Annotated in this window: 22 protein-coding genes; 19 read left to right on the forward strand and 3 right to left on the reverse strand. The window is 64.8% G+C overall.

The genetic code is table 11. The features are described 5' to 3' along the window. Positions 1-2: 2 nt before the first annotated feature. The 3 genes from hyi to BTO32_RS17015 all read left to right on the forward strand — a co-directional run bounded on the left by hyi (position 3) and on the right by BTO32_RS17015 (position 3,058). A complete protein-coding gene (hyi, locus tag BTO32_RS17005; RefSeq protein ID WP_076725858.1) occupies positions 3-782 on the forward strand; it encodes a hydroxypyruvate isomerase in 780 nt (259 codons plus the stop codon). Between the two features lie 103 nt (positions 783-885). Then, entirely contained in the window at positions 886-1,566 is a 681-nt protein-coding gene (locus BTO32_RS17010) for a winged helix-turn-helix domain-containing protein (protein ID WP_076725859.1), read from the forward strand. Continuing rightward, positions 1,553-3,058, forward strand: a complete 1,506-nt coding sequence (locus BTO32_RS17015) for a HAMP domain-containing sensor histidine kinase (RefSeq protein WP_076725860.1) — start codon at positions 1,553-1,555, stop codon at positions 3,056-3,058. Before BTO32_RS17010 ends, BTO32_RS17015 begins: the two co-directional genes overlap by 14 nt. Here the strand turns inward: BTO32_RS17015 and BTO32_RS17020 are convergent. Then, positions 3,029-3,304, reverse strand: a complete 276-nt coding sequence (locus BTO32_RS17020; protein WP_342742312.1) for a hypothetical protein — start codon at positions 3,302-3,304, stop codon at positions 3,029-3,031. The genes BTO32_RS17015 and BTO32_RS17020 overlap by 30 nt on opposite strands. 915 nt (positions 3,305-4,219) lie before the next feature. On the opposite strand from BTO32_RS17020, the gene greB reads away from it, so the two are divergent. Beyond that, a complete protein-coding gene (gene greB / locus BTO32_RS17030; RefSeq protein ID WP_076725862.1) occupies positions 4,220-4,732 on the forward strand; it encodes a transcription elongation factor GreB in 513 nt (170 codons plus the stop codon). A gap of 117 nt (positions 4,733-4,849) precedes the next feature. Continuing rightward, positions 4,850-5,308, forward strand: coding sequence for a hypothetical protein (locus BTO32_RS17035; protein ID WP_076725863.1), 459 nt, complete (start codon positions 4,850-4,852; stop codon positions 5,306-5,308). Between the two features lie 7 nt (positions 5,309-5,315). Here the strand turns inward: BTO32_RS17035 and BTO32_RS17040 are convergent, their stop codons facing one another. Further along, positions 5,316-5,630, reverse strand: coding sequence for a site-specific integrase (locus tag BTO32_RS17040; protein WP_076725864.1), 315 nt, complete (start codon positions 5,628-5,630; stop codon positions 5,316-5,318). A gap of 110 nt (positions 5,631-5,740) precedes the next feature. Continuing rightward, a complete protein-coding gene (locus tag BTO32_RS17045; RefSeq protein WP_076725865.1) occupies positions 5,741-6,001 on the reverse strand; it encodes an acyl-CoA-binding protein in 261 nt (86 codons plus the stop codon). Between the two features lie 282 nt (positions 6,002-6,283). On the opposite strand from BTO32_RS17045, the gene tssB reads away from it, so the two are divergent. The 14 genes from tssB (at position 6,284) to tssM (ending at position 25,535) form a co-directional block, all read left to right on the forward strand. Beyond that, a complete protein-coding gene (gene tssB / locus BTO32_RS17050; RefSeq protein WP_076725866.1) occupies positions 6,284-6,778 on the forward strand; it encodes a type VI secretion system contractile sheath small subunit in 495 nt (164 codons plus the stop codon). 60 nt (positions 6,779-6,838) lie between these two features. Then, positions 6,839-8,320, forward strand: a complete 1,482-nt coding sequence (gene tssC, locus BTO32_RS17055) for a type VI secretion system contractile sheath large subunit (RefSeq protein WP_076725867.1) — start codon at positions 6,839-6,841, stop codon at positions 8,318-8,320. 4 nt (positions 8,321-8,324) lie between these two features. Further along, a complete protein-coding gene (gene tssE / locus BTO32_RS17060) occupies positions 8,325-8,759 on the forward strand; it encodes a type VI secretion system baseplate subunit TssE (protein ID WP_076725868.1) in 435 nt (144 codons plus the stop codon). A gap of 71 nt (positions 8,760-8,830) precedes the next feature. After that, positions 8,831-10,603, forward strand: a complete 1,773-nt coding sequence (gene tssF, locus BTO32_RS17065; RefSeq protein ID WP_076725869.1) for a type VI secretion system baseplate subunit TssF — start codon at positions 8,831-8,833, stop codon at positions 10,601-10,603. Beyond that, a complete protein-coding gene (gene tssG / locus BTO32_RS17070) occupies positions 10,567-11,583 on the forward strand; it encodes a type VI secretion system baseplate subunit TssG (RefSeq protein WP_076725870.1) in 1,017 nt (338 codons plus the stop codon). The genes tssF and tssG overlap by 37 nt, the downstream gene beginning before the upstream one ends. Positions 11,584-11,604: 21 nt before the next feature. Beyond that, a complete protein-coding gene (tagH, locus tag BTO32_RS17075) occupies positions 11,605-12,873 on the forward strand; it encodes a type VI secretion system-associated FHA domain protein TagH (protein WP_076725871.1) in 1,269 nt (422 codons plus the stop codon). Next, a complete protein-coding gene (gene tssJ / locus BTO32_RS17080) occupies positions 12,870-13,403 on the forward strand; it encodes a type VI secretion system lipoprotein TssJ (RefSeq protein WP_076725872.1) in 534 nt (177 codons plus the stop codon). Before tagH ends, tssJ begins: the two co-directional genes overlap by 4 nt. Beyond that, the gene (tssK, locus tag BTO32_RS17085; RefSeq protein ID WP_076725873.1) at positions 13,403-14,737 is read left to right on the forward strand and encodes a type VI secretion system baseplate subunit TssK; all 1,335 of its coding nucleotides are present in this window, start codon (positions 13,403-13,405) and stop codon (positions 14,735-14,737) included. Before tssJ ends, tssK begins: the two co-directional genes overlap by 1 nt. 3 nt (positions 14,738-14,740) lie before the next feature. Continuing rightward, positions 14,741-15,565, forward strand: coding sequence for a type IVB secretion system protein IcmH/DotU (gene icmH, locus BTO32_RS17090; protein ID WP_076725874.1), 825 nt, complete (start codon positions 14,741-14,743; stop codon positions 15,563-15,565). A gap of 24 nt (positions 15,566-15,589) precedes the next feature. Continuing rightward, on the forward strand, positions 15,590-18,247 hold the full coding sequence (tssH, locus tag BTO32_RS17095) for a type VI secretion system ATPase TssH (protein WP_076725875.1): 2,658 nt from the start codon (positions 15,590-15,592) through the stop codon (positions 18,245-18,247). A gap of 29 nt (positions 18,248-18,276) precedes the next feature. Next, on the forward strand, positions 18,277-19,851 hold the full coding sequence (locus BTO32_RS17100; RefSeq protein ID WP_076725886.1) for a sigma-54-dependent Fis family transcriptional regulator: 1,575 nt from the start codon (positions 18,277-18,279) through the stop codon (positions 19,849-19,851). Continuing rightward, positions 19,848-20,468, forward strand: a complete 621-nt coding sequence (gene vasI, locus BTO32_RS17105; RefSeq protein ID WP_076725876.1) for a type VI secretion system-associated protein VasI — start codon at positions 19,848-19,850, stop codon at positions 20,466-20,468. The genes BTO32_RS17100 and vasI overlap by 4 nt, the downstream gene beginning before the upstream one ends. A gap of 8 nt (positions 20,469-20,476) precedes the next feature. Next, positions 20,477-21,892: a type VI secretion system protein TssA gene (gene tssA / locus BTO32_RS17110; protein WP_076725877.1), complete on the forward strand. Its 1,416-nt coding sequence runs from the start codon at positions 20,477-20,479 to the stop codon at positions 21,890-21,892. A 40-nt stretch (positions 21,893-21,932) separates the two neighbouring features. Further along, entirely contained in the window at positions 21,933-25,535 is a 3,603-nt protein-coding gene (gene tssM / locus BTO32_RS17115; protein WP_084206895.1) for a type VI secretion system membrane subunit TssM, read from the forward strand. The last annotated feature ends 114 nt before the right edge of the window (positions 25,536-25,649 follow it).

The following is a 25,649-nucleotide window of genomic DNA, read 5'->3' on the forward strand; positions in this document are numbered from 1 at the left end:
TCATGCCGAGATTCGCCGCCAATCTGTCGATGCTGTTCACGGACGCCGGGTTTCTGGACCGGTTCGAACGGGCCCGGGTTGCAGGGTTTTCCGGGGTGGAATACCTGTTTCCCTACGACCATCCGGCCCCCGAATTGGCCCGGGCCCTGCGCGACCACGGCCTGACCCAGGTGCTTTTCAACCTGCCCGCGGGGGACTGGGACGCCGGCGAGCGTGGCATCGCCTGTCTGCCGGACCGGGTGACTGAATTCCGCGAGGGCGTGGAGCAGGCGCTGGAGTATGCTCAGGCCCTGGGCTGCCGGCAGCTTAACTGCTTGGCGGGTGTGCGTCCGGGCGACCTGGACGAGGACCAGGCCTGGGTGACTCTGGTGGACAACGTCCGCTACGCCGCCGATCGGTTGGCCGAGTGGGATCTCACCCTGTGCCTGGAAGCGATCAACTCCCGGGTGGACATGCCCGGTTTTCTGCTCGACAGCTCCGGCCGGGTGATGACGTTGATCGACGAAGTGGCAAGGGACAACGTCCGCCTGCAGTACGACCTGTATCACATGCAGATCATGGAAGGCGACCTGATCCGCTCGTTGGAATGTCTGCTGCCCTGGATTGGCCATATCCAATTTGCCGACAATCCCGGCCGGCATCAGCCGGGTACCGGGGAGATTAATTTTTCGAAGGTTTTCGACGCCATTGACCGGCTGGGTTACGACGGCTGGGTGAGTGCGGAGTACCGGCCCACGGGTCGTACCGAGGAGAGTCTGGATTGGTTTCGTGGCCGGGGATGACCGTCGCCATAGGCGACACCCTCTTACAAGATCGTAACCTGCCGGTATTTGGACTTCTTCGTACCCTTACGGTTAATGTTATTCACGATCAGGAGGGGAACTGGTGAAAGCGCTGGTAATCGAAGACGATAAGGATGTAGCCAATTATCTCGTCAAGGGATTGAAGGAATCCGATTTCGTGGTCGACCATGCCGCGGACGGCAAGGAAGGCATGATGATGGCCGCCAGTGAAGAGTATGACATCATGATCGTGGACCGGATGCTGCCGGGCATGGATGGCCTGTCCATCATCAAGACCGTGCGGGCCACGGGTAACCAGACGCCGGTGCTGATTCTCAGTGCCCTGGGCGACGTCGACGACCGGGTCGAGGGCCTGCGGGGCGGCGGCGATGACTACCTCACCAAGCCGTTTTCCTTTACCGAGCTGCTGGCCCGGATCGAGTCCCTGATACGCCGTCACCGCCAAGCCGCGGAGACGGAAACGGTGCTGCGGGTGGCGGACCTGGAAATGGATCTGCTGGCCCGGACCGTCAAGCGGGCCGGCAAGAACATTGATGTCCAGCCCCGGGAGTTCCGGTTGCTGGAGTACCTGATGCGCAATGCCGGGCAGGTGGTGACACGCACCATGCTGCTGGAAAAGGTCTGGGACTACCATTTCGATCCGCAGACCAACGTCATCGACGTGCACATCAGCCGCCTGCGGGCCAAGATCGACAAGGAATTCGACACCCCCTTGTTGCAGACCGTCCGGGGCGCGGGATATATGCTTCGTGAAACTACTTAGCCAGCTCAGGACGTCCACCTTCCAGCTTGCCCTGCTGTACATGGTGGTGTTTGCCACCTCGGTGTTTCTGCTACTGGCGTTCATCTACTGGCGTACGGCGGGGTTCATGGCGGCTCAGACCGACGAGACCATCGAGGCGGAAATCGCCGGTCTGGCCGAACAGTACCGCAGTCGGGGCGTCAACGGCCTGATCACCATCATCCGGGAGCGCGTGGCCCGCGATCCTAACGCCAAATCCATCTATCTGCTGACCACCGACGACTTTCTCAAACTGGCCGGCAACATCGACGCTTGGCCTAAGGATTCCCGCTCCGAGAGCGGCTGGATCAACTTCACCCTGGACGAATCCGTCGGCTGGACGGGCAGTACCCGGCTGGCCCGGGCCCGGGTGTTCGAGGTTCAGGGAGGTCTGCGCCTGCTGGTCGGGCGTGACGTTGACGAGCTGACCAACCTCAAGCGGGTGATCGAGGCGGCCATCAACTGGGGAATGGGCATCACCCTGGCGCTGGCATTGCTGGGGGGGGGCCTGATGAGCCGCAGTACCACCCGGCGCATCGAAGTGATCAACACCACCTCACGCCGGATCATGAACGGGCACCTCTCCCTGCGGATTCCCACCCGGGGCACGGACGATGATTTCGACCAGCTCGCGGAAAACCTCAACCAGATGCTGGACCGGATCGTGTACCTCATGGAGGGGATTCGGCACGTGTCCGACAGCATCGCCCACGACCTGCGCACGCCCCTGACCCGGTTGCGCAACCAGCTGGAAAACACCCTGATCACGGTAAATAACGAGGAAGCCCGGGAGCACGTCGGCCAGGCGGTCGCCGAGGCGGACCAGCTGCTGGCGACCTTCAACGCCCTGCTGCGTATTGCCCGCCTGGAGACCCGGGGTAATGCCGCCGACATGAAAGTGGTGTCCCTGGACGAACTGGTGACCGACGCTTGTGAACTGTACGAGGCCCCGGCCGAGGACAAGCAGCAGGTGTTCGAGCAGTCCCTGGAGCAGGGAGTGATGATCGAGGGAGATCGGGACCTGCTGTTTCAGATGGTCAGCAACCTGATTGACAACGCCATCAAGTACACCCCGGAACACGGTCGCATCGCAGTGGCGGTTCGCCGCGAGGGCTCCGAAGCGATCTTCGAGGTGAGCGACAGTGGCATCGGTATCCCGGACGACGAGAAAGAGCACGTATTTCAGCGTTTTTACCGGGTCGGCAAGAGCCGCTCGCTGCCTGGCAACGGCCTGGGACTGAGCTTGGTCAGCGCGGTGGCGGAAATCCATCAGGGACGTATTGTGCTGAGTGACACCTACCCCGGCAAAGCGGCGCCGGGGCTGACGGTCACCGTGCGGATGCCGGCGTTCACCGGCGTTCATAAACGCATCAAGGCCACCCCGGCTGACCCGGGCCATGCCGGCTCAGAGGGCAAGGCCGGGGCCGAGGCGACGGAGGGTGCCTCAGGAAGTGGACTTGAAACGGCCCAGTAGCGCCCCCGTCAGCGTGTCCCAGCGGCTCTCCAGAGCTGCCGCCAGGTGCTCGAGCTGGGCCCGGCGGTAATCCACCTTTGCCTGCAGGCTGTCCCACTCACCCTCCAGATGTTTCTGTTCGGTGAACAGAAACGCCGCCAGGTTGTGGCGGTTCACCCTGCTGGTCAGGCCCAGCTGATCCAGCTGGTAGCCGAGGGTGTCGACCCCCTCCAGGGCCAGTTGCAGCAGTTTTTGTGTGTTCATCATGGCATCTCCGGTCATGTATCCCAATCGGTCTGGTCTGGCACGCTACGTCGCTGGGTCTAGGGAATGCAACCTAATCCGGTCGGCCGGCAACCCTGACCAAACGGTAACCGGGCGGCCACGCCGGGGTAATCTCAGCTGTGGAGAATGGCAAGTGTAGACAGAAGCCGGTGGCCCCCGCCACTTGCTTCGCCCTCCAGCACAGCGCTAGCCTTAACCCCGTCTCCGCGGGGTTTTTTTTGTGCGCCCGGCACGGGCGCACGCCTGGAGGTGCAAGTCCTCCCGTGAGCTGGCTACAGCGAACGAAGTGAAGCGCAACTGCGGAAGGGTGACCGACCGTGGGGAGGACGCGTGGATCGTAAACCGTGAGCCGATGAACAAGAACCGGATACGAGGCACTGCCAAGCAGGGCGAGTGGGCCAAAAGCCGCGAAGCTCTTGTGGCCAAGGCGAGGTGGTGTAAATCCGGCGGTTGTGCGGTGAAGGCGTGTGTTCTTACCCGGGGAGATCTCGCCTAATGCCTGAAAGGGCGACGTGGCAACACGGAGCGAGAAGTCAGCAGAGGCCATAGTCGCTGCTCATACAGGGCGAAGGGCCGAAGGAGTGGGAGAGCGAACCCGCTGGTTATCGGGGAAGGACAGTCTCAGATGTTCGCGTAGCGAAGCTCGCCGATCTTGTCTTGAAGGGTGAAGCCTGGAGAGCAACGGCAGTGAGAAACCGCCCCCGCCGAACGAGTCAAGGGGAGCTCAGGCGTCAGGCCGGGAGAACACAAGCCTGATGACCTCAACTATTCCAACCGCCCGATGCGGACCCGCATGCCGGGTGGTGTGGGAGGGGCGGAACCTGCTGGTTCCCCCCTATCCCGATGTGCTCCGTCCAGGTATCTTCAGTCTTTTTCCCGAGAGGAGTGGCAGGCTTGATGAACAAGGCATCCGGCAACGGTGGCCGGCCCCGCTACATTACCCCGGAGGGGGAGCGGGCCATGCGAGAGGAGCTTCAGTACTTGTGGAAAGTGAAACGGCCACAGGTCACCCAGGCGGTACGCGAAGCTGCGGCCCTGGGCGATCGCTCCGAGAATGCCGAATACATCTACGGCAAGAAGCAGCTGCGGGAGATCGATCGCCGTATCCGGTTTCTGAGCAAGCGGCTGGAGGACGTCACCGTGGTGGATCGTCTGCCGGAAGATCGTACCCGGGTGTTCTTCGGTGCCTGGGTGACGATTGAGGACGACGACGGGCAGGAGCAGACCTATCGCCTGGTTGGGGCCGACGAGTTCGACCTGTCCAAAGGTTATCTCAGCATCAACTCGCCGTTGGCCCGGTCCCTGGTGGGTAAGCGCCTGGATGAGGAAGTGCGGGTGCGGACACCGGACGGCTTCAAGACCGTGGTGGTGACCGACATCCAGTATCAGGAGGCACAAACCGACACGTGATTGCCGTCACAATTCCGTCGATTGTCGGGGATTTGCGCGTATCCTGGCGTTAGACTGATCAAAAAATGACAATCTGGATGTGGCGGCCCGGTGTCTCCGGGCAAGGCGTGGAATGCTATGACGAGTCGGTTCTTGACCTACAAGGGGGTGGTCCGGTCGGCCTGGCTGGGGGGCGTACTGTTGTTCGGTGCCGGCGCCACCCTCGCCGAGACGGGGGCGGCCCCGGACACTCCCGAGAGCGGTTTCGGTTACCAGGAGCGCTCCACCCTGGGTACCATTCCCCTGCATTCGATCGACGAGGATACGTTGGCCAACACCGTGGTGGAGGGCGGGCTGGCGGCTCCGGCGGCGGGTGTGCCGGTGGCGTCCGGGGCCGAGGATGAGTTCTACCTGGACCCGCTGGCCTTGCAGCCCCGGGACGAGCGGACCGACCTCGGTCGCACGGAGATACCGGTGGACATCCGGTTCAGCAATCCCAAGGTGATTCCCGGCCAGAGCCACAGTGGGAACTATCTGATCCGACCGCCGGAAAACCGTGCCTACGACACCTTGAATACCACGCTCCGGGAACGCTGAGCCGTGATCAGGCCGCAGCGGTGCCGCCCGGGATCGTCTGTTTACCGAGAACGTCTTCGTAGAAGAAACGCAGGGCCTGTCGCGCCTGGTTCAGGCGAGCTCTGGAAACCCGCATGCCGTCGCTCAGATAGCTCAGGAAACGTTGCTGGTCTTCACTCTCCAGGGTTTCCGGGTCCTTCGGATCGTTGAACAGGACGAAACGGGAAATCCAATGCAGATAGGTCTGTTCCGCCCGCTGGTTCAGTTGCCGCTTGTGGATGGCATCGGTGATACGGCGAACCAGTCCGGGTTTGGACTGTTCCAGTGCCTGGGTAATCGTCATGGTGTACTCTTCCGCGACATTGTTGTTGTTATGGTGACGCTATCTTATGACAATCTCTTGAAGGCCGCAAAACAGGTCGGCTGGCGCCGGAGCGCCGGCCTCTGCTGGCCTCACTTCAGCGCCGCCAGCTTGTCGACGTACTGTTGCATGGCCTCATCCTTCGACATGCCCTTGAGCTTGGCCCATGCGTCGTACTTGGCCCGGCCCACAAAATCCATCATACCCGGCCGTTTGCCGGAGACATCACCCTCGGTTGCTTGCTTGTACAGGGCGTAAAACTCCAGTTTCATCTCGTTGGACGGTTTAAAATCACCCTCGGCGGTCTGGATGAAATGAACCGCTTCGTCGAATTTGGCTTTCAGGTCACTCATACGTTGCTCTCCTTGGTTTGACGGGCCGCCAATGGCTATGCCCCGCAGTATAGTCAGGTGCCTCTGTCTCCGTCATTGACCCTGCCGTCTTCATCGGTGGTAGCGAGCGCCAGACCAGCGCTGGCAAGAGTTTGCCCTGGCGCACATTCCACGCAATGTCCGGCCATTTTTTGCTTGTGAACGGGCGGTCTTCTGTGTAAAGTGAGGCCCGTCGCCTGCCAGGAGGGTAGGCACAAGGGACTGAACACTTGCAAATGACTTGCACACAGGGAGCACGCCACCATGTCGTCCAAAGACGGTTCCGTCGCGCCTAAAGAGCGCATCAATATCAAATACGTCCCCGCCACCGGAGATCAGCAGGCTGAAACCGAACTGCCGCTGAAGCTGTTCGTGGTTGGCGATTTCAAGGGACACGCCGAAGATACCCCCATCGAGGAACGCAAGGCCATTTCCGTTGACAAGAACAATTTCCGTTCGGTCATGAAGGAAGCCGGTCTGACCCTGTCCACCACGGTGCCCAACCAGCTGGAGGACGGTGCCGACGATCTGCCGGTAAACCTGGAATTCCAGGGGCTGGAGGACTTTTCTCCGGACAGCATCGCCCGGCAGGTGCCCGAGCTTCGCAAGCTGATCGAATTGCGGGAAGCCCTGGTCGCACTCAAGGGACCTCTGGGCAACGTGCCGGCGTTCCGTACCAAGCTGCAGGAGCTGCTGGATAACGACGACGCCCGGGCCAAACTGTTGGCTGAGCTGGAACTGGCCACCGACGGCCAGTAATCACCCCGCCGCATTCGCGGTGACACCCCTAACGCTCATCACGTACTGAAGGGATTTGGTATGTCCGATACTGCTGTGCAGCATTCTGCTGCTTCCGAAACCGTGGCCGAAGGCTCCCTGCTGGATCAGGTGATGGCCAACAGCCGCATGGCACCCGCCGACGAAGGTTATGATATTGCCCGCAAGGGCGTGGCGACGTTCATTGCCAACCTTTTGAAAAGCGATGAAAAAGGTCAGCCGGTCAACAAGGCTCTGGTGGACCAGATGGTGGTGGAACTGGATCGCAAGATCAGTGCCCAGATGGATGCGATCCTGCACGCGCCGGAGCTGCAGGAACTGGAATCGGCCTGGCGTGGCCTGAAGCTGATGGTCGATCGCACCGACTTCCGTGAGAACATCAAGGTCGACATCCTGCATGCCACCAAGGCGGAGCTTCTGGAGGACTTCGAGTTCGCGCCGGATGTGACCCAGACCGGTTTTTACAAGCACATCTATTCCAACGAATACGGCCAGTTCGGTGGCGAGCCGGTGGGGGCGGTGATTGGCAACTACGCGTTCACGCCCGCGACGCCGGATATGAAGCTGCTGCAGTATGTGGCCTCGGTTGGCGCCATGGCCCACGCGCCTTTCCTGTCCTCGGTGGCGCCGAGCTTCTTCGGTGTCGACAGCTATCAGGAACTGCCGGCGATCAAGGAACTGAAAGCCGTGTTCGAGGGACCGAAATACGCCAAGTGGCGCGCTCTGCGTGAGTCCGAGGATGCCCGCTACCTGGGCCTGACGGCGCCCCGGTTCCTGCTGCGGGTGCCCTACGACCCCAGCGAGAACCCGGTACGCAGCTTCAACTACAAGGAAGATGTGTCCGGGGACCACGAGCACTACCTCTGGGGCAACACCGCCTTCCTGTTGGCTACCCGCCTCACCGAAAGCTTTGCCAAGTACCGTTGGTGCCCGAACATCATCGGTCCGCAGAGTGGTGGTGCGGTGGAGGACCTGCCGGTTCACACCTTCGAAGCGTTCGGTCAGCTCGAAGCCAAGATTCCCACTGAGGTACTGATCACCGACCGCCGCGAATACGAGATGGCCGATGAAGGCTTCATTGCCCTGACCATGCGCAAGGGCAGTGACAACGCCGCCTTCTTCTCCGCCAACTCGGTACAGAAGCCCAAGCTGTTCCCGAACACCAAGGAAGGCAAGGAAGCGGAGACCAACTACAAACTGGGCACCCAGCTGCCGTACATGATGATCGTCAACCGCCTGGCGCACTACATCAAGGTGCTGCAGCGCGAGCAGATCGGGTCCTGGAAGGAACGCCAGGACCTGGAGCGGGAGCTGAATGCCTGGATTCGCCAGTACGTGGCCGATCAGGAAAACCCGCCCGCAGAAGTGCGTAGCCGGCGTCCGCTGCGGGCCGCGAAGATCACCGTCTCCGATGTTGACGGGGATCCGGGCTGGTACCAGGTCTCGCTCGCGGTTCGGCCTCACTTCAAGTATATGGGGGCTAACTTCGAGCTGTCGCTGGTCGGTCGACTGGACAAGGACTGAGCCAATGCTGGGTGGTGGCAACGTCCCCGGGGGGGCATCCCCAGGCGGGGGCAGCCTGTTCGAACGTCTGGAGCAGGCCGCCGGCACCGAGCCTGATGCGGGTGGCCATGTCATCGAGTCCATCAAGCGACACTTGGTGCGGCTGCTGAACGCGCATCCGGGCAACAGTGCCAGTGCGCCAGACCTGGGGTTGCTGGATTTCAACGACGCCACCCTTGGCACCCACGACCTGAAACTGCAGATCCGGGGCGCGATCCGCCGCTGCATCGAAACCTTCGAACCCCGGGTTCGACGGGTGGAGGTGGTGGATCTGCCCCAGGGGCCGGATCCCTTGCAACTGAGGTTTCAGGTCACGGTGTATCTGAATGTCGCAGACGGCGACGACCGGACCACCATTGACCTGGTGTTGGACGACAAACGCTACTATCGCGTGGTCTAGACGGCATGGAATGAAGGTGCAGCCGGCTCGGTGAACCGGCGTCACCTTCGGCCGACAAGGGTGCAATCACGATGAAACTGAATCGGTTTTACCGGGACGAACTGAGCTTTTTGCGGCTGCAGGGACGGGAGTTTGCCGAGGCTCACCCGCAGCTGACCCGCTTTCTCTCCGAGCAAAGCACCGATCCGGATGTGGAGCGACTGCTGGAGGGATTTGCGTTCCTGACCGGCAAACTGCGGGAAAAGGTGGAGGATGAGTTCCCCGAACTGACGCACTCGCTGCTGAACATGCTATGGCCGAACTACCTGAGGCCGGTGCCCAGCGGCACCGTCCTGCGGTTCGATCCGCAGCTGCATGCCATCAGCGAGCGCCAAGTGGTGGCACGGCACACCGAGGTGAAGAGCCGCCCCCTGGGCGATCCCGGGCGTCAGACTCAGTGCCGGTTCCGGACCTGCCGGTCGGTGGCCGTGTTTCCGATGACCGTGGCCGAGGTAACGGCGGAGCATTCCCGCGAGGTGTCCTCGGTCACCGTGGACCTTGCGCTGCATACCGATCAGCCGCTCAATGCCCTGGGGCTGGACCCGCTCCGGTTTTATCTGGGGGCCGACGACTACACCGCCCAGACCCTGTATCTGTGGCTCAACCATTACCTGAGCGGTATCGAGCTGGAGGTGGCCGGGCAAATCTGCCGGTTGCCGGCGTCGGCGCTGCAGCCGGTGGGCTTCGCGGAAGAGGAGGCGCTGCTGCCGTATCCCCGCAACGCCTTTCCCGGTTATCGGATCCTGCAGGAATACCTGAGCTATCCGGAAGCCTTCCGCTTTGTGGATGTGCAGTCGCTGGCAAGCCGGTTGCCGGCATTGCCAGCGGACGAGATGCGGTTGCGTTTCCACTTTAACCGGATTTTGCCGGCGGATGCCCGGATTACCCGGGATGCGTTCCAGCTCCACTGCACCCCGGCCATCAACCTGTTCAGCCACGAGGGCGAGCCGGTGGACCTGAACGGTCGCCAGACCGAGTACCGGATTCAGCCGTCGAGCCGGTCGCCGGACCACTACGAGGTGTTTAGCGTGGACCGGGTGGAAGGATGGCTGGAAGGGCGTAGCGGCCGCGCCGAACCCCGAGTCTATACCGCCTTCGAGAGTTTCCAGCACGAGGTGGAACGGGACCGGGGCCGTACCGCCCTGTACTACCGGGTGCGGGTCCGGGACAGTGTGCGCGGGGATGGCTTCGACCATCACATCGCCTTCGTGCGGGGTGACGAGTCGGCGTGTCTGGGGCGCCAGGAGGCGGTTTCCCTCACCCTGACCTGTACCAACCGGGAGTTGCCCCGACAGCTGGCGGTGGGGGACATCTGCATGGCCACCGAGACGTCACCGGCCTTCGCCACCTTCAGCAACATCACCCGGCCCACCGCCACGGTGCGCCCGACCCTGGATGGCAGTCTGCTGTGGACACTGGTGTCCAACCTGTCGCTGAACTATCTGTCGATGCTGGATGTGGATGCCTTGCGCACGGTGCTTCGGGTCTACGATTTCCGGGCGTTGGTGGACCGGCAGGCCGAGCGTATCGCCCAGCAGCGGCTGGCAGCGATCAACGCCATTGAAACCCGGCCGGTGGACCGGATGATTCGGGGATTGCCGGTGCGGGGCATCCGCTCGGAGCTGTACCTGGACCAGCAGGGTTTCGCCAGCGAAGGGGATCTCTATCTGTTTGGCACGGTGCTCAGCCGGTTTTTTGCTCTGTACGCCAGCATCAATGCCTTTCACCAGCTGGATGTGGTGAATACGGACAATCAGGAACGGTACACATGGACGTTACAGCAAGGTCAGCAGCCGCTGATGTAGCCGGGTTGCAACCCGTGCTCGGCAATGCTCGCCGCTACAGTTTCTTCCAGCTGGTGGACCTGATTCACCGGCATCACGGGGATGACCTGGAGCGGTCCCGGGACACACCCTCCCGGACCGAGCGCATTCGCTTCAGCGCCACTGCCGGGTTGGGCTTTCCTGGCAGCGATGTGGTGTCCGCCGCGTCGCCGGCCCATGAGCACGCGCCTTACCACCTGCAGGTGAGCTTTCTCGGCCTGCACGGCGCCCAGTCTCCTTTGCCGGGTTACTATCTGGAAGACTTGGCCTGGGAGGCGAGTCAGGAGCAGGGGGTACGTCGCCACTTTCTCGACTTTTTCAATCATCGCCTGGTAACCCTGCTGCACCGTGCCTGGCGCAAGTATCGCTACTACGTCCGGTTCCAACCCGGTGCCCGTGACGGCTTCTCCGAGTTGGTGTTTGCGCTGGTCGGGCTTGGTGACCCCGGGGTACGCTCGGCGACGCCGGTGAACTGGTCCAAGATGCTGGCCTATGCCGGGCTGATGGCCGGTCGCAGCCGCTCGCCGGAGGTGGTGACGGGCATTGTCGCCCACTGCTTCGACCTGGACGATGTCAGCATCGAGTCCTGGGTGTTGCGCAAGGTGGCTATCGACGAGTCTCAACAGACCCGGTTGGGCCGGGCGAATGCCTGCCTGGGCGAGACCACGCTGGTGGGCGCATCGGTTCGCGACCGCAGCGGCAAGTTCGTGTTGCGGCTGCGCAACCTGAGCCGCCAGCGGTTCGCCGACTTCCTGCCGAATGGCCGGGACCACCAGCGCCTGGTCAAGCTGGTGGAATTCATCATGCGCGAGCAGCTGGCCTACGATCTGGAGCTGCAGATGCGTCCCCGGGACATCCGGCCACTGCAGCTGGGGACGGAAGCCCGTCTCGGCTGGAACTCGTTCGTAACGCCGGACAAGGCCAGCCGCCGACCGGCGGTGCGCCTGCAGATCCGGCGCTGATACACGCCAGGGAAGGACACGATGGAACACGCAAACACACCGACACTGACCCTGACCATCGCCAATGCGTCAGCGGTACCCACCACTCCCGAACCGGCCTGCACCTTTGGCGTGCAGGGCGGCTCGATCGGCAGCGCCAGCAGCGACACTTGGCGCCTGTCCGCCCAGGGCACCGGCATAATGCCCGGTCATGCCGAAGTGCGCTGGGCGGATGGCGCCTTTTGCCTGATCGACCGCAGCGGCCGGACCTACATCAACAGTGCCAGCGAACCGGTGGGTCGGGGGCGTCGGGCCCGGTTGCAGCAGGGTGACGAGATCCGCTTGGGCGGCTATCGGCTGCGGGCAGACATGAACGGGCGGGTTGCCCAGTCCTGGTCGGCGCCGACGGACGACGAGACGTCGATGCTGCCGCCGGTCGGTGACGAGACCGGTCTGCTGCGTTCGGGTCCGGCGGCGGAGCGGGACGGGGGAGAGCCTCTGGGCCGGTTGCAGCCGGCGCCGGGCCAGCCCGAAGACCCACTGCCGGACTGGTGCCCGCACCCCGGTGTCGGGGCGGTGGCCGAACGCGAGGGCGATGCCTACCGCGAGGCCCGCGACGGTGTCATGGAGCTGCCGGTGATCGGTCGGCAGCGCTCGGCGGAAGGGGCGAACCGAGTGTGCGACCGGCGGAACGAGGGCGTGGCGGTCGACAACAGCCGCCAGCACCTTAGCGGCGCGCCCCTGCTGCGGGGGCTGGGCGTCGAGATCGGGTTCGAGGATACCGAGGCCATGAGCCTGTTTCTGGAAGAGGCGGGGGCCACTCTGAAAGCTACCCTGGAGGGGCTGCTGGCGCTGCATCAGGGGGAGGACCGTCGCCACCGGGCCTTGCGCACCCGCTGGCAGCCGATCGAGGACAATCCGCTACGGCTGGGGCAGGACTATGCACACACGGTGCAGACCCTGTTCGCCGGCCAGCGCAGCCCAGTGCACCTGTCGGCACCGGCCGCGGTGCGGGAAAGCCTGGCCAGCCTGGACTGCCACCAGCAGGCCACCCAGGCCGCCATCCGGGAAGCGCTGGACGCCGTCCTGCATGCGTTCTCGCCGCAGGCGCTGCTGCGCCGGTTTCACGGTTACCGCCGAGGGCTGCGGGCAGGGGAGGACGAAGGCCGCTGGGCCTGGGACATGTACCAGCATTACTACGAGGAACTGAAGTCGCGTCGTCAGCAGGGCTTCGAACGTCTGTTCCAGGAGGTGTTCGACCAGGCGTACGACCAACACATGCGTCAATTGCAAAGGGAGAATCTGTCGTGAATCAAGGCAAATGGAGTTTGCTGATCCTGGTGTTGTTGCTGGTCGGCTGCAGCACCCCCTACAAGGCGGTGACCAAGACCGCCAAGGTCCTCTGGGACCCGGACATTCCCGTGGGGTATCCGGAGGACCAGCCCAGCCGCGTGGACCTCACCATGGTCGCCGAGCCGAACGTCAACCCGAATGTGTCCCTCGCGCCCACGCCGATCGCCTTTCAGGTCATTGAACTGCGGGACAGCTCGCTGCTGATGGCGGGGGACTTCGACCAGCTGCTGAATGACCTGGAGGAATCGCTGGGGCAGAACTACGTCGATCACAGCGACTACTCCCTGGTGCCCGGCCAGTTCAAGTTCGTCGAGCCCTTCGAAATCAGCGCCGAGACACGCTACATCGGCGTCATCGCATTCTACGCGTTCCCCAACCTGTCGCAGTGGAAGAAGGTGGTGAAGGTGGACCCGATCGGCGGTCGTTACCACCTGCTGATCAATCTCCGGGAACGGGAAGTTCAACTCAAACATTCGGAAGAGTCCTGATGTCCGTCACCAATCGAGTGGTCTGGAGTGACGGGTTGTTCATCAAGCCGCAGCACTTCCAGCAACAGCAACGCAACCTGGAACAGCAGATCCATGAACGGGCACTGGCGGTGTCCGACTATCTTTACGGTTTCAGCGACCTGGAGCTGAACGCGGAGTACCTGAGTTTTGGGCGGGTTGGCCTGGTGCGGGCGTCGGGGTTGTTCCCGGACGGTACAGGTTTCCACCTGCCGCAACAGGACGCCATGCCGGAGCCGTTGGAAATCGCGGACGCCACCGTGGCCAACCAGGTGGTGTACCTGGCCCTGCCGCTGGCCAGCGACAATCTGGCGGAGATGGAGTGGCCGGAGGCTGCCGTCACCGGTCGCTATCGGGTGACCAGTGTCGAGGTCCGCGACCTCCACTCAATCGATGGCGACAGCCATGCCATCGACCTGGCCAAGGTGGCACCCCGGCTTATGCTGGAGCGCGATGACCGCAGCGCCTATGCCTCGCTGGCGGTCGGGCGCATCCTGGAGAAGCGCCCGGACGGCAGCCTGGTCATGGACCCCAATTTTCTGCCCACCATGCTGAGTGTGCGGGCGGCCCCCCGTCTGCAGCGGTTCATTGGAGAGATGGCCGGACTGATGCGGGAACGGGCGAGGAACATTGCCGAGCGGGTCGGTTCGCCCGGGCAGGGGGGCGTTGCCGACGTCTCCGACTTCCTGCTGCTGCAGATGTTGAACCGGGCGCACCCCCGGTTCCAGCACCTGGCCCGTCTGCGTCAGTTGCATCCGGAGCGGTTGTTTGAGGCCTTGCTGGCCTTGTGTGGCGAGCTGGTCACCTTTACCGACGAAAACCGCCTGCCCCGGGAACCGGTGCCCTACGACCACGACCTGCCGGAACAGTGTTTCGCGCCTCTGATTCAGGTGCTGCGCCAGTCCCTGAGCACCGTGCTCGAGCCGCGGGCCCTGGCGATCCAGCTGCAGCAGCGGCAGTACGGGCTGACCGTGGCACCGTTGCAGGACAACCAGCTGATCGGCGAGGCGGAGTTCGTGCTGGCCGTCAAGGCCGACCTGCCGCTGGAGGACCTGCGTCGTCAGTTCCTGCAGCAGTGCAAGGTGGCCTCGGTGGAGAAAATCCGTGACCTGATCAGCCTGCAGTTGCCGGGGATTCCGTTGACCGCGTTGCCGGTAGCCCCACGCCAGCTGCCCTATCACGCCGGGTATGTGTACTTCCGCCTCGACCATGAGAGCCAGGCGTGGCAGATGATGACGAACGCCAGCGGTTTCGCCTTCCACGTGGCCGGAAACTTCCCGGGCATGGAAATGCAGTTCTGGGCGATCAGGAGCTAAGTCATGACAGAGCATTCGGTAATTGATCACCCGGGGGGCGCCGGACCGGCCGCGGCAGAGTTCGCGGACTTGGCGTTTGCCGATCCGGCAATCACGGAGCGTGACCGGGACCCCGGCTTTGACAACACCCGCTTCCAGCTTAAGGGGTTGGAGGAGAACCGTTTGGTCGCTGTTGCTACGCCGTTGCTGGGGCTGGTGATCCGGGTTCGGCGCCTGGCCCACTTTGACGCCGTCGAGTCCCTGTACCAACAGGTGGTGGACGAAATCTCGGCCATCGATCGTGAGCTGGTGGAGCAGGGTTACGACCGGCCGACTCTGGTGGCCTACCGCTACGTATTGTGTGCCTTTATCGACGAGGCGGTGCTGGGCACCGATTGGGGCGCGCACAGCGTCTGGTCGCAGCATTCGCTGCTGTCCCGTTTCCATAACGAGACCTGGGGCGGTGAGAAGGTGTTTGCCATTCTCGCCCGAATGGAACAGGAGCCGGCCCGTTACCGGGAGATGTTGGCCTTCATCCACCTGTGCCTGAACCTTGGCTTCGAGGGGCGCTACAAGGTCATGACCAATGGGCGCGAGGAATACGAGCAGATAGTTCGTGGCCTGCACCAGCAGTTGCGAGCGCTGGACGGCGAGCCGGAGCCGGCGCCGCTGGCGGATGCCCGGGCCAACGTGGTTCCCGCCCGCCACCTGCGGCGCGGCGGCCTGCCGCTGTGGGGGCTGGCCGCCCTGTTCGTAGTGGCCATGGCGGGCGTCTACAGCCTGTACCGGATCGCCCTGGACGAGCGAATCCAGAGCGTGCTGAGCGTGCTGGAACAACTTCCCAAATAGACATCGACAGATAAGGACATCATTGTGATTCGGGTCGAACTGCCGGCGCTGATTGGGCGCCTCAATCCCCTATGTCGCCAGGGCCTGGAAGCTTCCGCTGCCCTGTGCCTGAGCCGCCAGGGCGCGGAAATCCTGCCCGCGCACCTGCTCTTTACGTTGCTGGACACACCGTTTTCCGATGTGCGGCGGATTCTGGAGCACGCGGGTATCGAACCCCACCGGCTGCAGCAGCAGGTGGGTGACAGTCTCACCGGCGCCCCGCAAACCGCCGATCCCTATCCGTCGTTCTCGCCGTTGCTGGTGGAGCTGTTACAGGATGCCTGGCTGCTGGCCTCCACGGAACTGGGGCATCGGGAGCTGCGCTCGGGGGTGGTGTTCCTGGCACTGCTGCTGAACGCCGGCCGCTACCTGATGCCGGATGTGGTGGCCGCGTTGCGGGAGATCAACCGGGAGCAGCTGCGCACCGGCTTTGACCGGCTGACCGAAGGTTCGGTGGAGCAGCCCCGGCTGGATGAAGGCCCGGAGCGGGTGGACGGCCCGGTGCCCGACGCGGAGGCGCTCACCCGCTACGCCACCGACCTTACCCGGCTGGCGCGGGATGGCAAGCTGGATCCGGTGCTGTGCCGGGACGCCGAGATCGACCAGATGATCGATATCCTATGCCGGCGGCGCAAGAACAACCCCATCGTGGTGGGCGATGCTGGGGTCGGCAAGAGTGCGGTGGTCGAGGGCCTGGCCTTGCGCATTGTCCAGGGCGAGGTACCGGAACGCTTGCGCGCGGTTGAGCTCTGGTCTCTGGATCTCGGAGCCCTGCAGGCCGGCGCCTCGGTCAAGGGCGAGTTTGAAAAGCGCCTCAAAGGGGTCATCGACGCGGTCCGGCATGCGGCCACGCCGATCATCCTGTTCATCGACGAGGCCCACACTCTGATCGGGGCCGGCAACCATGAGGGCGGCGCCGATGCCGCCAACCTGCTGAAGCCGGCCCTGGCCCGGGGCGAGCTGTGCACCATCGCTGCCACCACCTGGCGGGAGTACAAGAAATACGTCGAGAAGGACCCCGCCCTGAGCCGCCGGTTTCAGCCCGTGGCCCTGGCGGAGCCCAGCCCGGCGGAAGCGGTTCATATCCTGCGGGGCCTGCGACCGGTCTACGAACAGGCGCACCAGGTTCTGATCGCCGACAGCGCCCTGCAGGCCGCGGCCGAGCTCTCGGCCCGCTATCTGGCCGGCCGGCAGCTGCCGGACAAGGCCATCGACGTGCTGGACACCGCCTGTGCCCGGGTCAGCCTGAACCTGAGCTCGCCGCCCCGGCGCCTCAGCCACGCCCGCAGCGAACAGCACCAGCTGGCCCTGGAGCAGGAACTGCTCTCCCGGGAGCGCGTCCTGGGTCTGCCGGTCGAGGCCGAGCGTGAGCAGGCCCTGGCCGCCCGACAGGCACAACTGACCGAGACGGCGACCGCGCTGGAGCAGCAGTGGCAGTACCAGAAGGCGCGGGTGCAGCGGCTGGTGACGCTGCGCCAGCAACTGCTGGGTGCCGGCGCTGAGGCCGAGGCCGGTGCTCCGGAGGCACGTCCGGGTGAACACCATCCGGATCCGCGCAGCGAGGCCGCCGCCATCGAGCAGGAACTGGCGGCCCTGTCGTCGGACCAAGTCCTCGTGCATGCCCGTGTCGATGCCCATCAGGTGGCGGAAGTCATCGCCGACTGGACCGGCATCCCGGTCAATCGGATGACGGTGGATGAGCTGGAGAAGATCGCCCATCTGCCCAGCTATCTGGAGCGACACATCCGTGGCCAGGACCTGGCCATCCGTCGGCTGCATCAGCATCTGCTCACCGCACGGGCCGATCTGAGGCGGCCGGGGAGGCCGCTGGGTGCCTTCCTGCTGGTGGGGCCGAGCGGTGTCGGCAAGACCGAAACCGTGGTGCAGCTGGCGGAGCTGCTGTATGGCGGCCGTGGCTTTCTGACCACCATCAACATGTCCGAGTATCAGGAAAAACACACCGTATCGCGCCTGATCGGCTCCCCGCCCGGTTATGTCGGCTTTGGCGAAGGTGGGGTGTTGACCGAGGCCATTCGCCAGAAGCCCTACTCCGTGGTGCTGCTCGATGAAGTGGAAAAGGCACATCCGGAAGTACTGAACCTGTTCTACCAGGCGTTCGACAAGGGCGAGCTGGCCGATGGGGAAGGGCGACGGATCGACTGTCGCAACGTGGTGTTCTTCCTGACCTCCAACCTGGGCTACCAGACCATCGTCGACCATGCCGAAGCGCCGGAACGCCTGCAGGAGGCGCTGTATCCGGAACTGTCGGGTTTCTTCAAGCCGGCGCTGTTGGCGCGGATGGAGGTGGTGCCCTACTTGCCGCTGGCCGAGGACACCCTGAACCGGATCGTGCAGGACAAGCTGGAGCGGCTGGCCGGGCAGATCCGCGACCGCTACCAGGCCGAGGTGGTGCTGGAGGAGGGCCTAGTGGCCCGCATCCGTGAGCGCGCGACCCGCAGCGAAAACGGTGCTCGCATGCTGGAATCGATCATCGAGGGCGAACTGTTGCCACCGGTGTCGCTGGCCTTGCTGGAGAAACTGGCCGCCGGAGAGCCGGTCGGCCGGGTGATTCTTGGCGTCTCCGACGACGGTTTTGCTGGCACGGTGGAGGGTGCCCGAAGCGAAACGGGCAATGACGATTGATCGGACAGGAAACGTGTGACATGGGACGGATGCAGATGGAACTGCACACCGGCATCGACCTGGCGGTGGCCCTGGTTCGGCAGGACAACCTGACCGACCTGCTGCGGACGGCGACCCGGCAACTGAGCAAGACCTTTGGCCTCGACCGTTGCTGGGCGTTGGAGCTGGACATGAGCGGCCGGACCCTGCACTGCAGCGATCTGGGCGAGGCGGGCGAATTCGACTGTGGCGATTTCAGCCACCCCTTTGCCCACGTGCTGCGCAGTGGCCAGCCGCAGGCGCTGTCCCGGGCCGCCAGCCACCGCCTTGATCATGCCGGATTCCAGGCTCTGTTTGAGGCCAGCGGCCGGCCTCGTTCCCTGTGGCTGGAGCCGCTCCAGGATGAAGGTGGCCGCTTGCTCGGTGTTCTGGTGCTGTGCCGGGATGACGTCGACTGGCAGGGGGTCGTGGAACAGCCGCTGTATACCGGCCTGCGGGAACTGCTGGTACGCCAATGGGTCGCACAGCTGCGGACCCGGGACCAGGCGTGGCAACGGCGGCTGCTCAAGCGATCCCTGGATCAGCTGCACGATACCGAAACCCTGCGCCGGCGCTGCGAGCGCCTGGCCCGGACCCTGGTGGGGGGCTCCGAGTCCATGGTCCAGCTGCGCACCCAGATCGTCCGGGCCGCGGGCAGCCAACTGTCGGTACTGGTTCAGGGCGAGACTGGCTGCGGCAAGGATGTGGTGGCCCGCGGCGTTCATGATTTGTCGGCGCGGGCGTCCGGTCCCCTGGTGGTGGTCAACTGCGCCGCCATTCCGGACACCCTGCTGGAAAGCGAATTGTTCGGGCACACCCGGGGCGCCTTCTCCGGTGCGGACCAGGCCAAGGAGGGGCTGCTTGCCCAGGCCGATGGCGGCACCCTGTTTCTGGACGAGATTGGCGACATGCCCCTGGCACTGCAATCGAAACTGCTGCGGGTGCTGGAAAGTCGACGGTTTCGTCCCCTTGGCGCTCGGGAGGAGCGCCATTCCGACTTCCGCCTGGTGGCGGCGACTCACCAGCCACTGCAACAGCGAATCGAGGATGGCCGGTTCCGGCGCGACCTCTATTACCGGCTCAGCCAATTTCCTCTGCGGATCGCGCCGTTGCGGGAGCGGCCCGAGGACCTTGAGTCGCTCAGCCGGCATTTCATCCGCCTGTATACCGAGCGGGAGGGCAGCGGCCCGATGGGCATTTCCAGCCACGCCCTGCACCGGCTGGCGGACTACCCGTTTCCCGGCAACGTGCGCGAGCTGCGCAACATCATCGAGCTGGCCTGCCTGCACACCCCGGCCGGCGACGATATCCAGCCGGAACATCTGCATCTGGATGGGCTGCCGGAAGCGCCATCCGACTGGGGTGGGGCGTCCGTGCCCCTGTCGGTGCCGATACCGATACCGGGACTGCCGGCGCTGGAGGAGATCCAGGATCTGAAAGCCGCCGCCCAGGCGTTCGAGGCGGCGGTGATTCGGGCGCGGCTGCGCCAATACGGCGGCAATCGGGCCCAGGCTGCCCAGAGCCTGGGCATGCCGAAACGTACCCTGGCCCATAAATGTCTGAAGTATCAGGTGACTGTGTCATGAAACAAGGCTCTTTCCGGCTGGCTTGGCTGGCCGTGCTCTTTCTGCTGGCGCCGTTGCTGCGGGCCGATGTCCTGGCGGAGGCCCGCCAATGTACCCAGGAACCGAGCCGCCTGGCGCGTCTGGCCTGTTTCGACGCCCTGTTCGGCACGCCGGCCGATTCGCCGGCTCCCGTCATGGCCCCCGAGGCCCACCGCTCCGAGCGCTGGCGCCAGGCCTATGCCCAGGCGCAGGAAGGGCCAGCCCGGGTCCGGGACACCGGAGATCTGGCCGGCTGGCTGGTGACCCTGTCCGCACTGGGTACCCAGCCCCCCAGACCGTTGCTGACGCTGCAGTGCCACAACAACATCACCGAGCTGGCGCTGATGGTGCCGGAGCCGCTGGCGGCGGAGCGGGTGCGGGTCAGCCTGGGTAGTGAGGCATCCCAATGGCGGGTGCGTGACGAGGGCTTCGTGATCAGCGCGGGCCGGGGGCTTCCGGCCATCCGCCTGGCCCGAGCCCTGCTGCACCGGCAGGACATCGATGTGGTTGCGAGCGTTCCGGCGCTGGACGGGCTGGTATTCGATCTTGCCGGCCTTGCCGAGGCGGTGGCGCCGCTGCGCCAACAGTGTGGCTGGTAGGAGGCGACATGCAGACCATTGAGCAGCATCCCTATGTGGATCAGGTACTGAGCCCCCTGCCGACGGGTGAGGGTGTGGGTGAACACCTGGTGGACGATCCGGCACTGGAGTTTCTGGAAGACGAAATCCGCAAGGTCGGCTCCCTGGCCCACAACGATATCGACTGGAGCCGGGTGGAGCGGGAGTCCCTGGCGATCTTGTCCGGCCGCAGCAAGGACCTCAAGGTTCTGGGGTTCCTGATGCTGGCCCTGCAGCGGCAGGGCGACGGCGAACGGTTTGCCTTGTCCCTGTACCTACTGCAGGGCGCCCTCGGCAGCTGGTGGTCGCGGGCCTGGCCGCAGCCGGGGGAACGCGGCGCCAGGGCCCGCCGGTTGCTGTTCAACCAGATGCTGCAGCGTGCCCACAAACCGGCCGAGGGGCTGTCGTTCAACGCCCGCCTTGGGGATGGCCGTGGCTTCTGCCTGGAGCTGGTTGCCGACCTGATAGCACAGGTGGGCGAACAGGGGCTGCCGGACGAGCCGTTGTTGGATCTTCGGCGTCTTCTGGAGCGGCTGCCAGCGGTGGACGAGACGCCGCCGGCACCGGTGGCCGCGCCCGAGCCGGCCGAGACCGCCGGCCTGGCCCGGGGAGCCGCACCGGCATCGCTGGGCGAGCTGGTGCTCGACCCGGGCAATGAGCGAGCCACACGCCAGAGCCTGCTGCGGGTGGCTGAGCTACTGACCGGAACGGAACCCGCCAATCCACTGGGCTACCGGCTGCGGCGGTACGCCATCTGGCACGCCATTGCCAGTGCGCCACCCAGCCGCGACGGCCAGCGGACGGATCTGGCGGCGGTCAGCGCCGACCGGGTGGCGGACTACCGGGAGGCCCTGGAGCGGGGGGCGGATCTGTCGCTGTGGCAGCGCATCGAACAAAGCCTGTCCGTCAGCCCTTTCTGGCTGGATGGCCACTGGCTGAGTGCCCGGGCGGCCTCCGACCTGGGGCATGAAGACTGCGCCGAGGCCATTCGACTGGCGCTGAAGGACTTCGTCGAGCGCTTGCCGGCGGTGACGGGCCTGACCTTCAGTGATGGTACGCCCTTCCTGTCGGAACCGGCGGAGGCATGGCTCTGGACCGCGCCCGCCGGAGCGGCCGGCGCCGCCGGCGTCCAGCCCTGGGACGCGGCCCTGGCGCAGGCTCGGGAACAGGCATCGCAGGAGGGGCTTGGGCCCGCCCTGCACACACTGGAATCGGGACTGGCCGAGGCCAAGGAGCCCAGGGACCGGTTCTACTGGCGCCTGGCCTGTGCCCGGCTGCTGCAGGACAACGGATTGCCGGCCCTGGCGCGGCAATATATGCAGGACCTGAAACACCAGGTCGATGGCCTGGCCTTGGAACACTGGGAGCCGGGGCTGATACGCCAGCTGGAACGGCTGGCTGGATGAATGAATGAATGAACCCTCACCAATGGAAGCTCGTACGGGAATGGAAACCATGTGGAAAAAAACTCTGTCGGTTGCCCGCTGGCTGCTGCCTCATGTGCGTCGCGCGGCACCGGTGACGCTGGTACTGGGACTGCTGGCCCTGATTGTGGCCACCTGGTGGCTGGGCCCCCGCTGGCCGCTGGGTGGTGACTATCCGTTGGCCAGCTGGCAGATGCGGGCGCTGGTCACCCTGGTGGCGGTACTGACGCTGGTGATCCTGTGGAGCGGCGGACTGGCGGTGCGCCTGCGCAAAGTCAATCAGGCTCGGGCCGAGCAGCAGCGGGAGCAGGAAGACCCGGTGCTGCCCCTGGAGCGGCGGCAGCAGCGGTTGCTGGATCGGCAGCTGGCGTCCCTGAAACGCCACCTGCCGGGGCGGCAGGGACTCTATCGGTTGCCCTGGTACCTGGTGATGGGGCTGGAGGATGCCGGCAAGACCAGTTTGATCCAACGCTCCGGACAGACCTACACCCTGACCAACGTGACCCGTAATGAGCGCACCGACCGCAATCCACTGGGCTTTGACTGGTGGATCGGAGATCACGGCGTCCTGATCGACCCGGATGGCGGGCTGCTCAGCCAGAATCCGGAGCAGGGGGTATCGGCTGAGCTGCCGCGACGCCTCTGGCAGCACTTCCTGCAGTGGCTGGAGCAGAACCGGCCACAGCGACCGCTCAACGGCGTGGTGCTGGCGGTGGACCTGCCCGAGCTCAGTGTCGCCAGCGACGAGCAACGGCAGGCCGAGGCAATCCGGCTCCGCACCCGTTTGCGGGAACTGATGGAGCAGTTGGGGTCGCGGCTGCCGGTGTACGTCTGTTTTACCAAGATTGACCGGTTGTATGGGTTTGCCCCCTTTCTGCGGACCCTGTCCAAGGCGGAACGCGCCCAGCCCATGGGGTTCACCTTCCGCCTCGCGGGCGGTCCGGAAGCCGATGACTGGCTGCTTGAGTTTGCCGACCGCTACGAGGGCTGGGTGAAAGCGTTGGGCCAACGCCTGCCCGAAGCCCAGGCCCAGGCCCGGGAACTGGAGGAGCGGGCGGCCGCGTTTTCCTTCACCCGGCAGCTGGCCGGACTGAAGCCGGTGCTGGAGCAGTTCCTCGCCGACCTGCTGTCCGCCGATGCCTTTTCCACCCCGGCGCTGGTGCGTGGCACCTATTTCACCTCGGTGTTGCAGGAAGGGGTGCCGGAGGATGCCTTCGTGTCCGCCGCCGCCGCGCAATACCGGATGTCGGCGCCGATGCAGCCGGCTCAGCGCGCCGGCCAGTCGGCCAGTCTGTTCACCCAGGCTCTGTTCCCCGACATCATCTACCCCGAGGCCGGCCTGGCCGGCGATAACCGAAAACAGGCCCGAAAACGCCAGCGTCGGCTGGCCGGCGCTGCGCTGGCGGCAACGGTTGCGGGCCTGGGCCTGAGCGCCGGCTGGCACCACTATTTCCTCAAGAACGCCGAGGCGGCCCAGGCCGTTGAAAACCGGGTGCGCAGCTACCTGGACACCTGGCAGCCGGTCGGTTTCGAGCCCGACACCACTGGCCGCAATCTGCTGGACCCTCTGGACCAGCTGCGCGAGGCCACTCTGGCCTTCGGTGATTACCGGAAGCCCTGGCCCGGAGTCACCGATATGGGGCTATACCAGGGGCATCGGGTGGGGCCGGAAGTGGAAGCGTCCTACCTGGATATGCTCGCCTACCAGTACCTCCCGGCCTTGATGTTCGGTGTTCTGGGCGAGCTGAGCGAGGCGCCGGCCGGCCGTGGCGATCGTCTGCCCCATTTGCGGGTGTTGCGCATGCTGTATGACGCCAGTGGCCGGCGTACGGAGATGGTGACCCGGTACATGAGCGACTACTGGCAGCGGGCATTCCCAGGCCGTCGGGATGTCCAGGACCGGCTCATGGCCCACCTGCGTTATGCCATGGACCATACCGACCTGGCGGCCATGGCGCGGGCGGGTGACCGCACCGCCGACTTGGTGCTGGCGCCCTTCCGCAGCAGTGTGGAGTGGGCCCAGCGAGGCCTGGGGCAGGTCAGCACCCCGGATCGAGTGTTCCAGGATCTGGCGCAGGCCGCGAACCGGGAGTTTCAGGCTCCCCTGGACCTGGCGCGGGCTGCTGGGCCGGGCTTTGGTACCGTATTCACCCGCTTGGATGCGTCCGGCGAGCCGGTGCCGGAGGACAGCGAAGACGCCGATAACCCCTGGATGGTGCCGGCCCTGCTGACCCGGGAGGGCTTGGAAACCTGGTTCCTGCGTCGGTCCGGCTCCGTCACCGAGCTGGCGCTGATCGACGCCTGGGTGCTGGGGCGCCGGGACGACGTCAACTTCAGCAAGGCGGATGAGGCGGAGCTGCTGGCCAGCCTGCAATCCCGCTACGCCGACCGCTATGTGGACGCCTGGCGCACCGCCCTCAGCCGCCTGGATATCCGGCGCTTCGAGGACCTCAACCACGGCGTGCGCATCTTGGAGACCCTGACCGGTGGCCACGCACCGCTGACGCGGTTGTTGGCGTTGGTTCAGGAAAACACCCAGCTGATTCCGCCGGCCAGCCCGGACAATGAAATGGCGGTGGCGGCCCGTGCTGCCCTGGAGGCGTCCCCGCATCTGGGCATGTTGCAGGACATCCAGCGCCAGTTCGCGGAGCTGAACCAGCTGACGCGTGCCCGCGACGACCGGCCGACCAACCTGGACCAGGTGATGGAGGTGGTCACCAGCCTGTATCAGTACCTGCGTAACATCCAGGAGGCGCCGGACACCGGCAAGGCGGCCCTGAGCGCCGCGCGGGCGCGGCTGGGGCTGCAGGGGGCGGATCCCATCTTCACCCTTCAGCGCCTGGCGGACAACCAGCCGGCGCCGCTGAACCGGTTGCTGAACCGGCTGGCCTCGGAAAGCTGGCGGGTGGTACTGGACAGTGCGGTGGCCCAGCTGGAGAGGGAATGGTACCGGGAGGTCTATCAGCCTTTCGAGCAGAACTTGGCCCGTCACTATCCGTTCGACCCCAAATCCGCCCGGGACGCCACCCTGCAGGACTTCGAACGCTTCTTCGCCCCCGATGGCGTGCTGGCCACCTTCTACAACAACAACCTGAAACTGTTCCTGGAGGATCATCCGGAGCAGGTGGGGGATGCCCAGCGGGCGAGCCTGGTGCGCCGGGACGTACGGGTGGCGCTGGAGCGGGCTGATCGGATCCGCCAAGCGTTCTTCACCCGGGGCGGCAGCCTGGATGTGGCCTTTGCGTTGGAACCGCTGAACCTGTCCAACAACAAGCGCCGGAGCGTGGTGAACCTTGATGGCCAGCTGGTGGAATTCAGCCACGGGCCGCGTCAGAGCATCCCGCTGGTCTGGCCCAACACCTTGAGGGACACGGTGGAAAGCCGTATCACCCTGGTGCCGGTGCAGGTCAACCGATCGCCCCGGAGCCTGTCCGAGAGCGGGCCCTGGGCCCTGTTCCGACTGCTGGACCGGGCCGACCTGACAGGGGTCAGCAGTACCTCGGTGGATGTCCGTTTCCGGGTGGACGACGGCGAGATGCGATACCGGCTGCACGCCGGCAGCAACACCAACCCCTTCACCCAGCAGTTGCTGGCGGGGTATCGTCTGCCGCGCAGCCTGTATTGATGTCCCGGGCCGGTGGCACCGCACACAGTCACCGGCCCGGTCTGGCGTTTCCAAGTCATGGTCCGATGGTTATAATCGCCCCCGACTCAGGATGAGTTGAGCCAACCCCCAACT

Source organism: Marinobacter lutaoensis (assembly GCF_001981305.1).
Taxonomy (GTDB): Bacteria; Pseudomonadota; Gammaproteobacteria; order Pseudomonadales; family Oleiphilaceae; genus Marinobacter; species Marinobacter lutaoensis.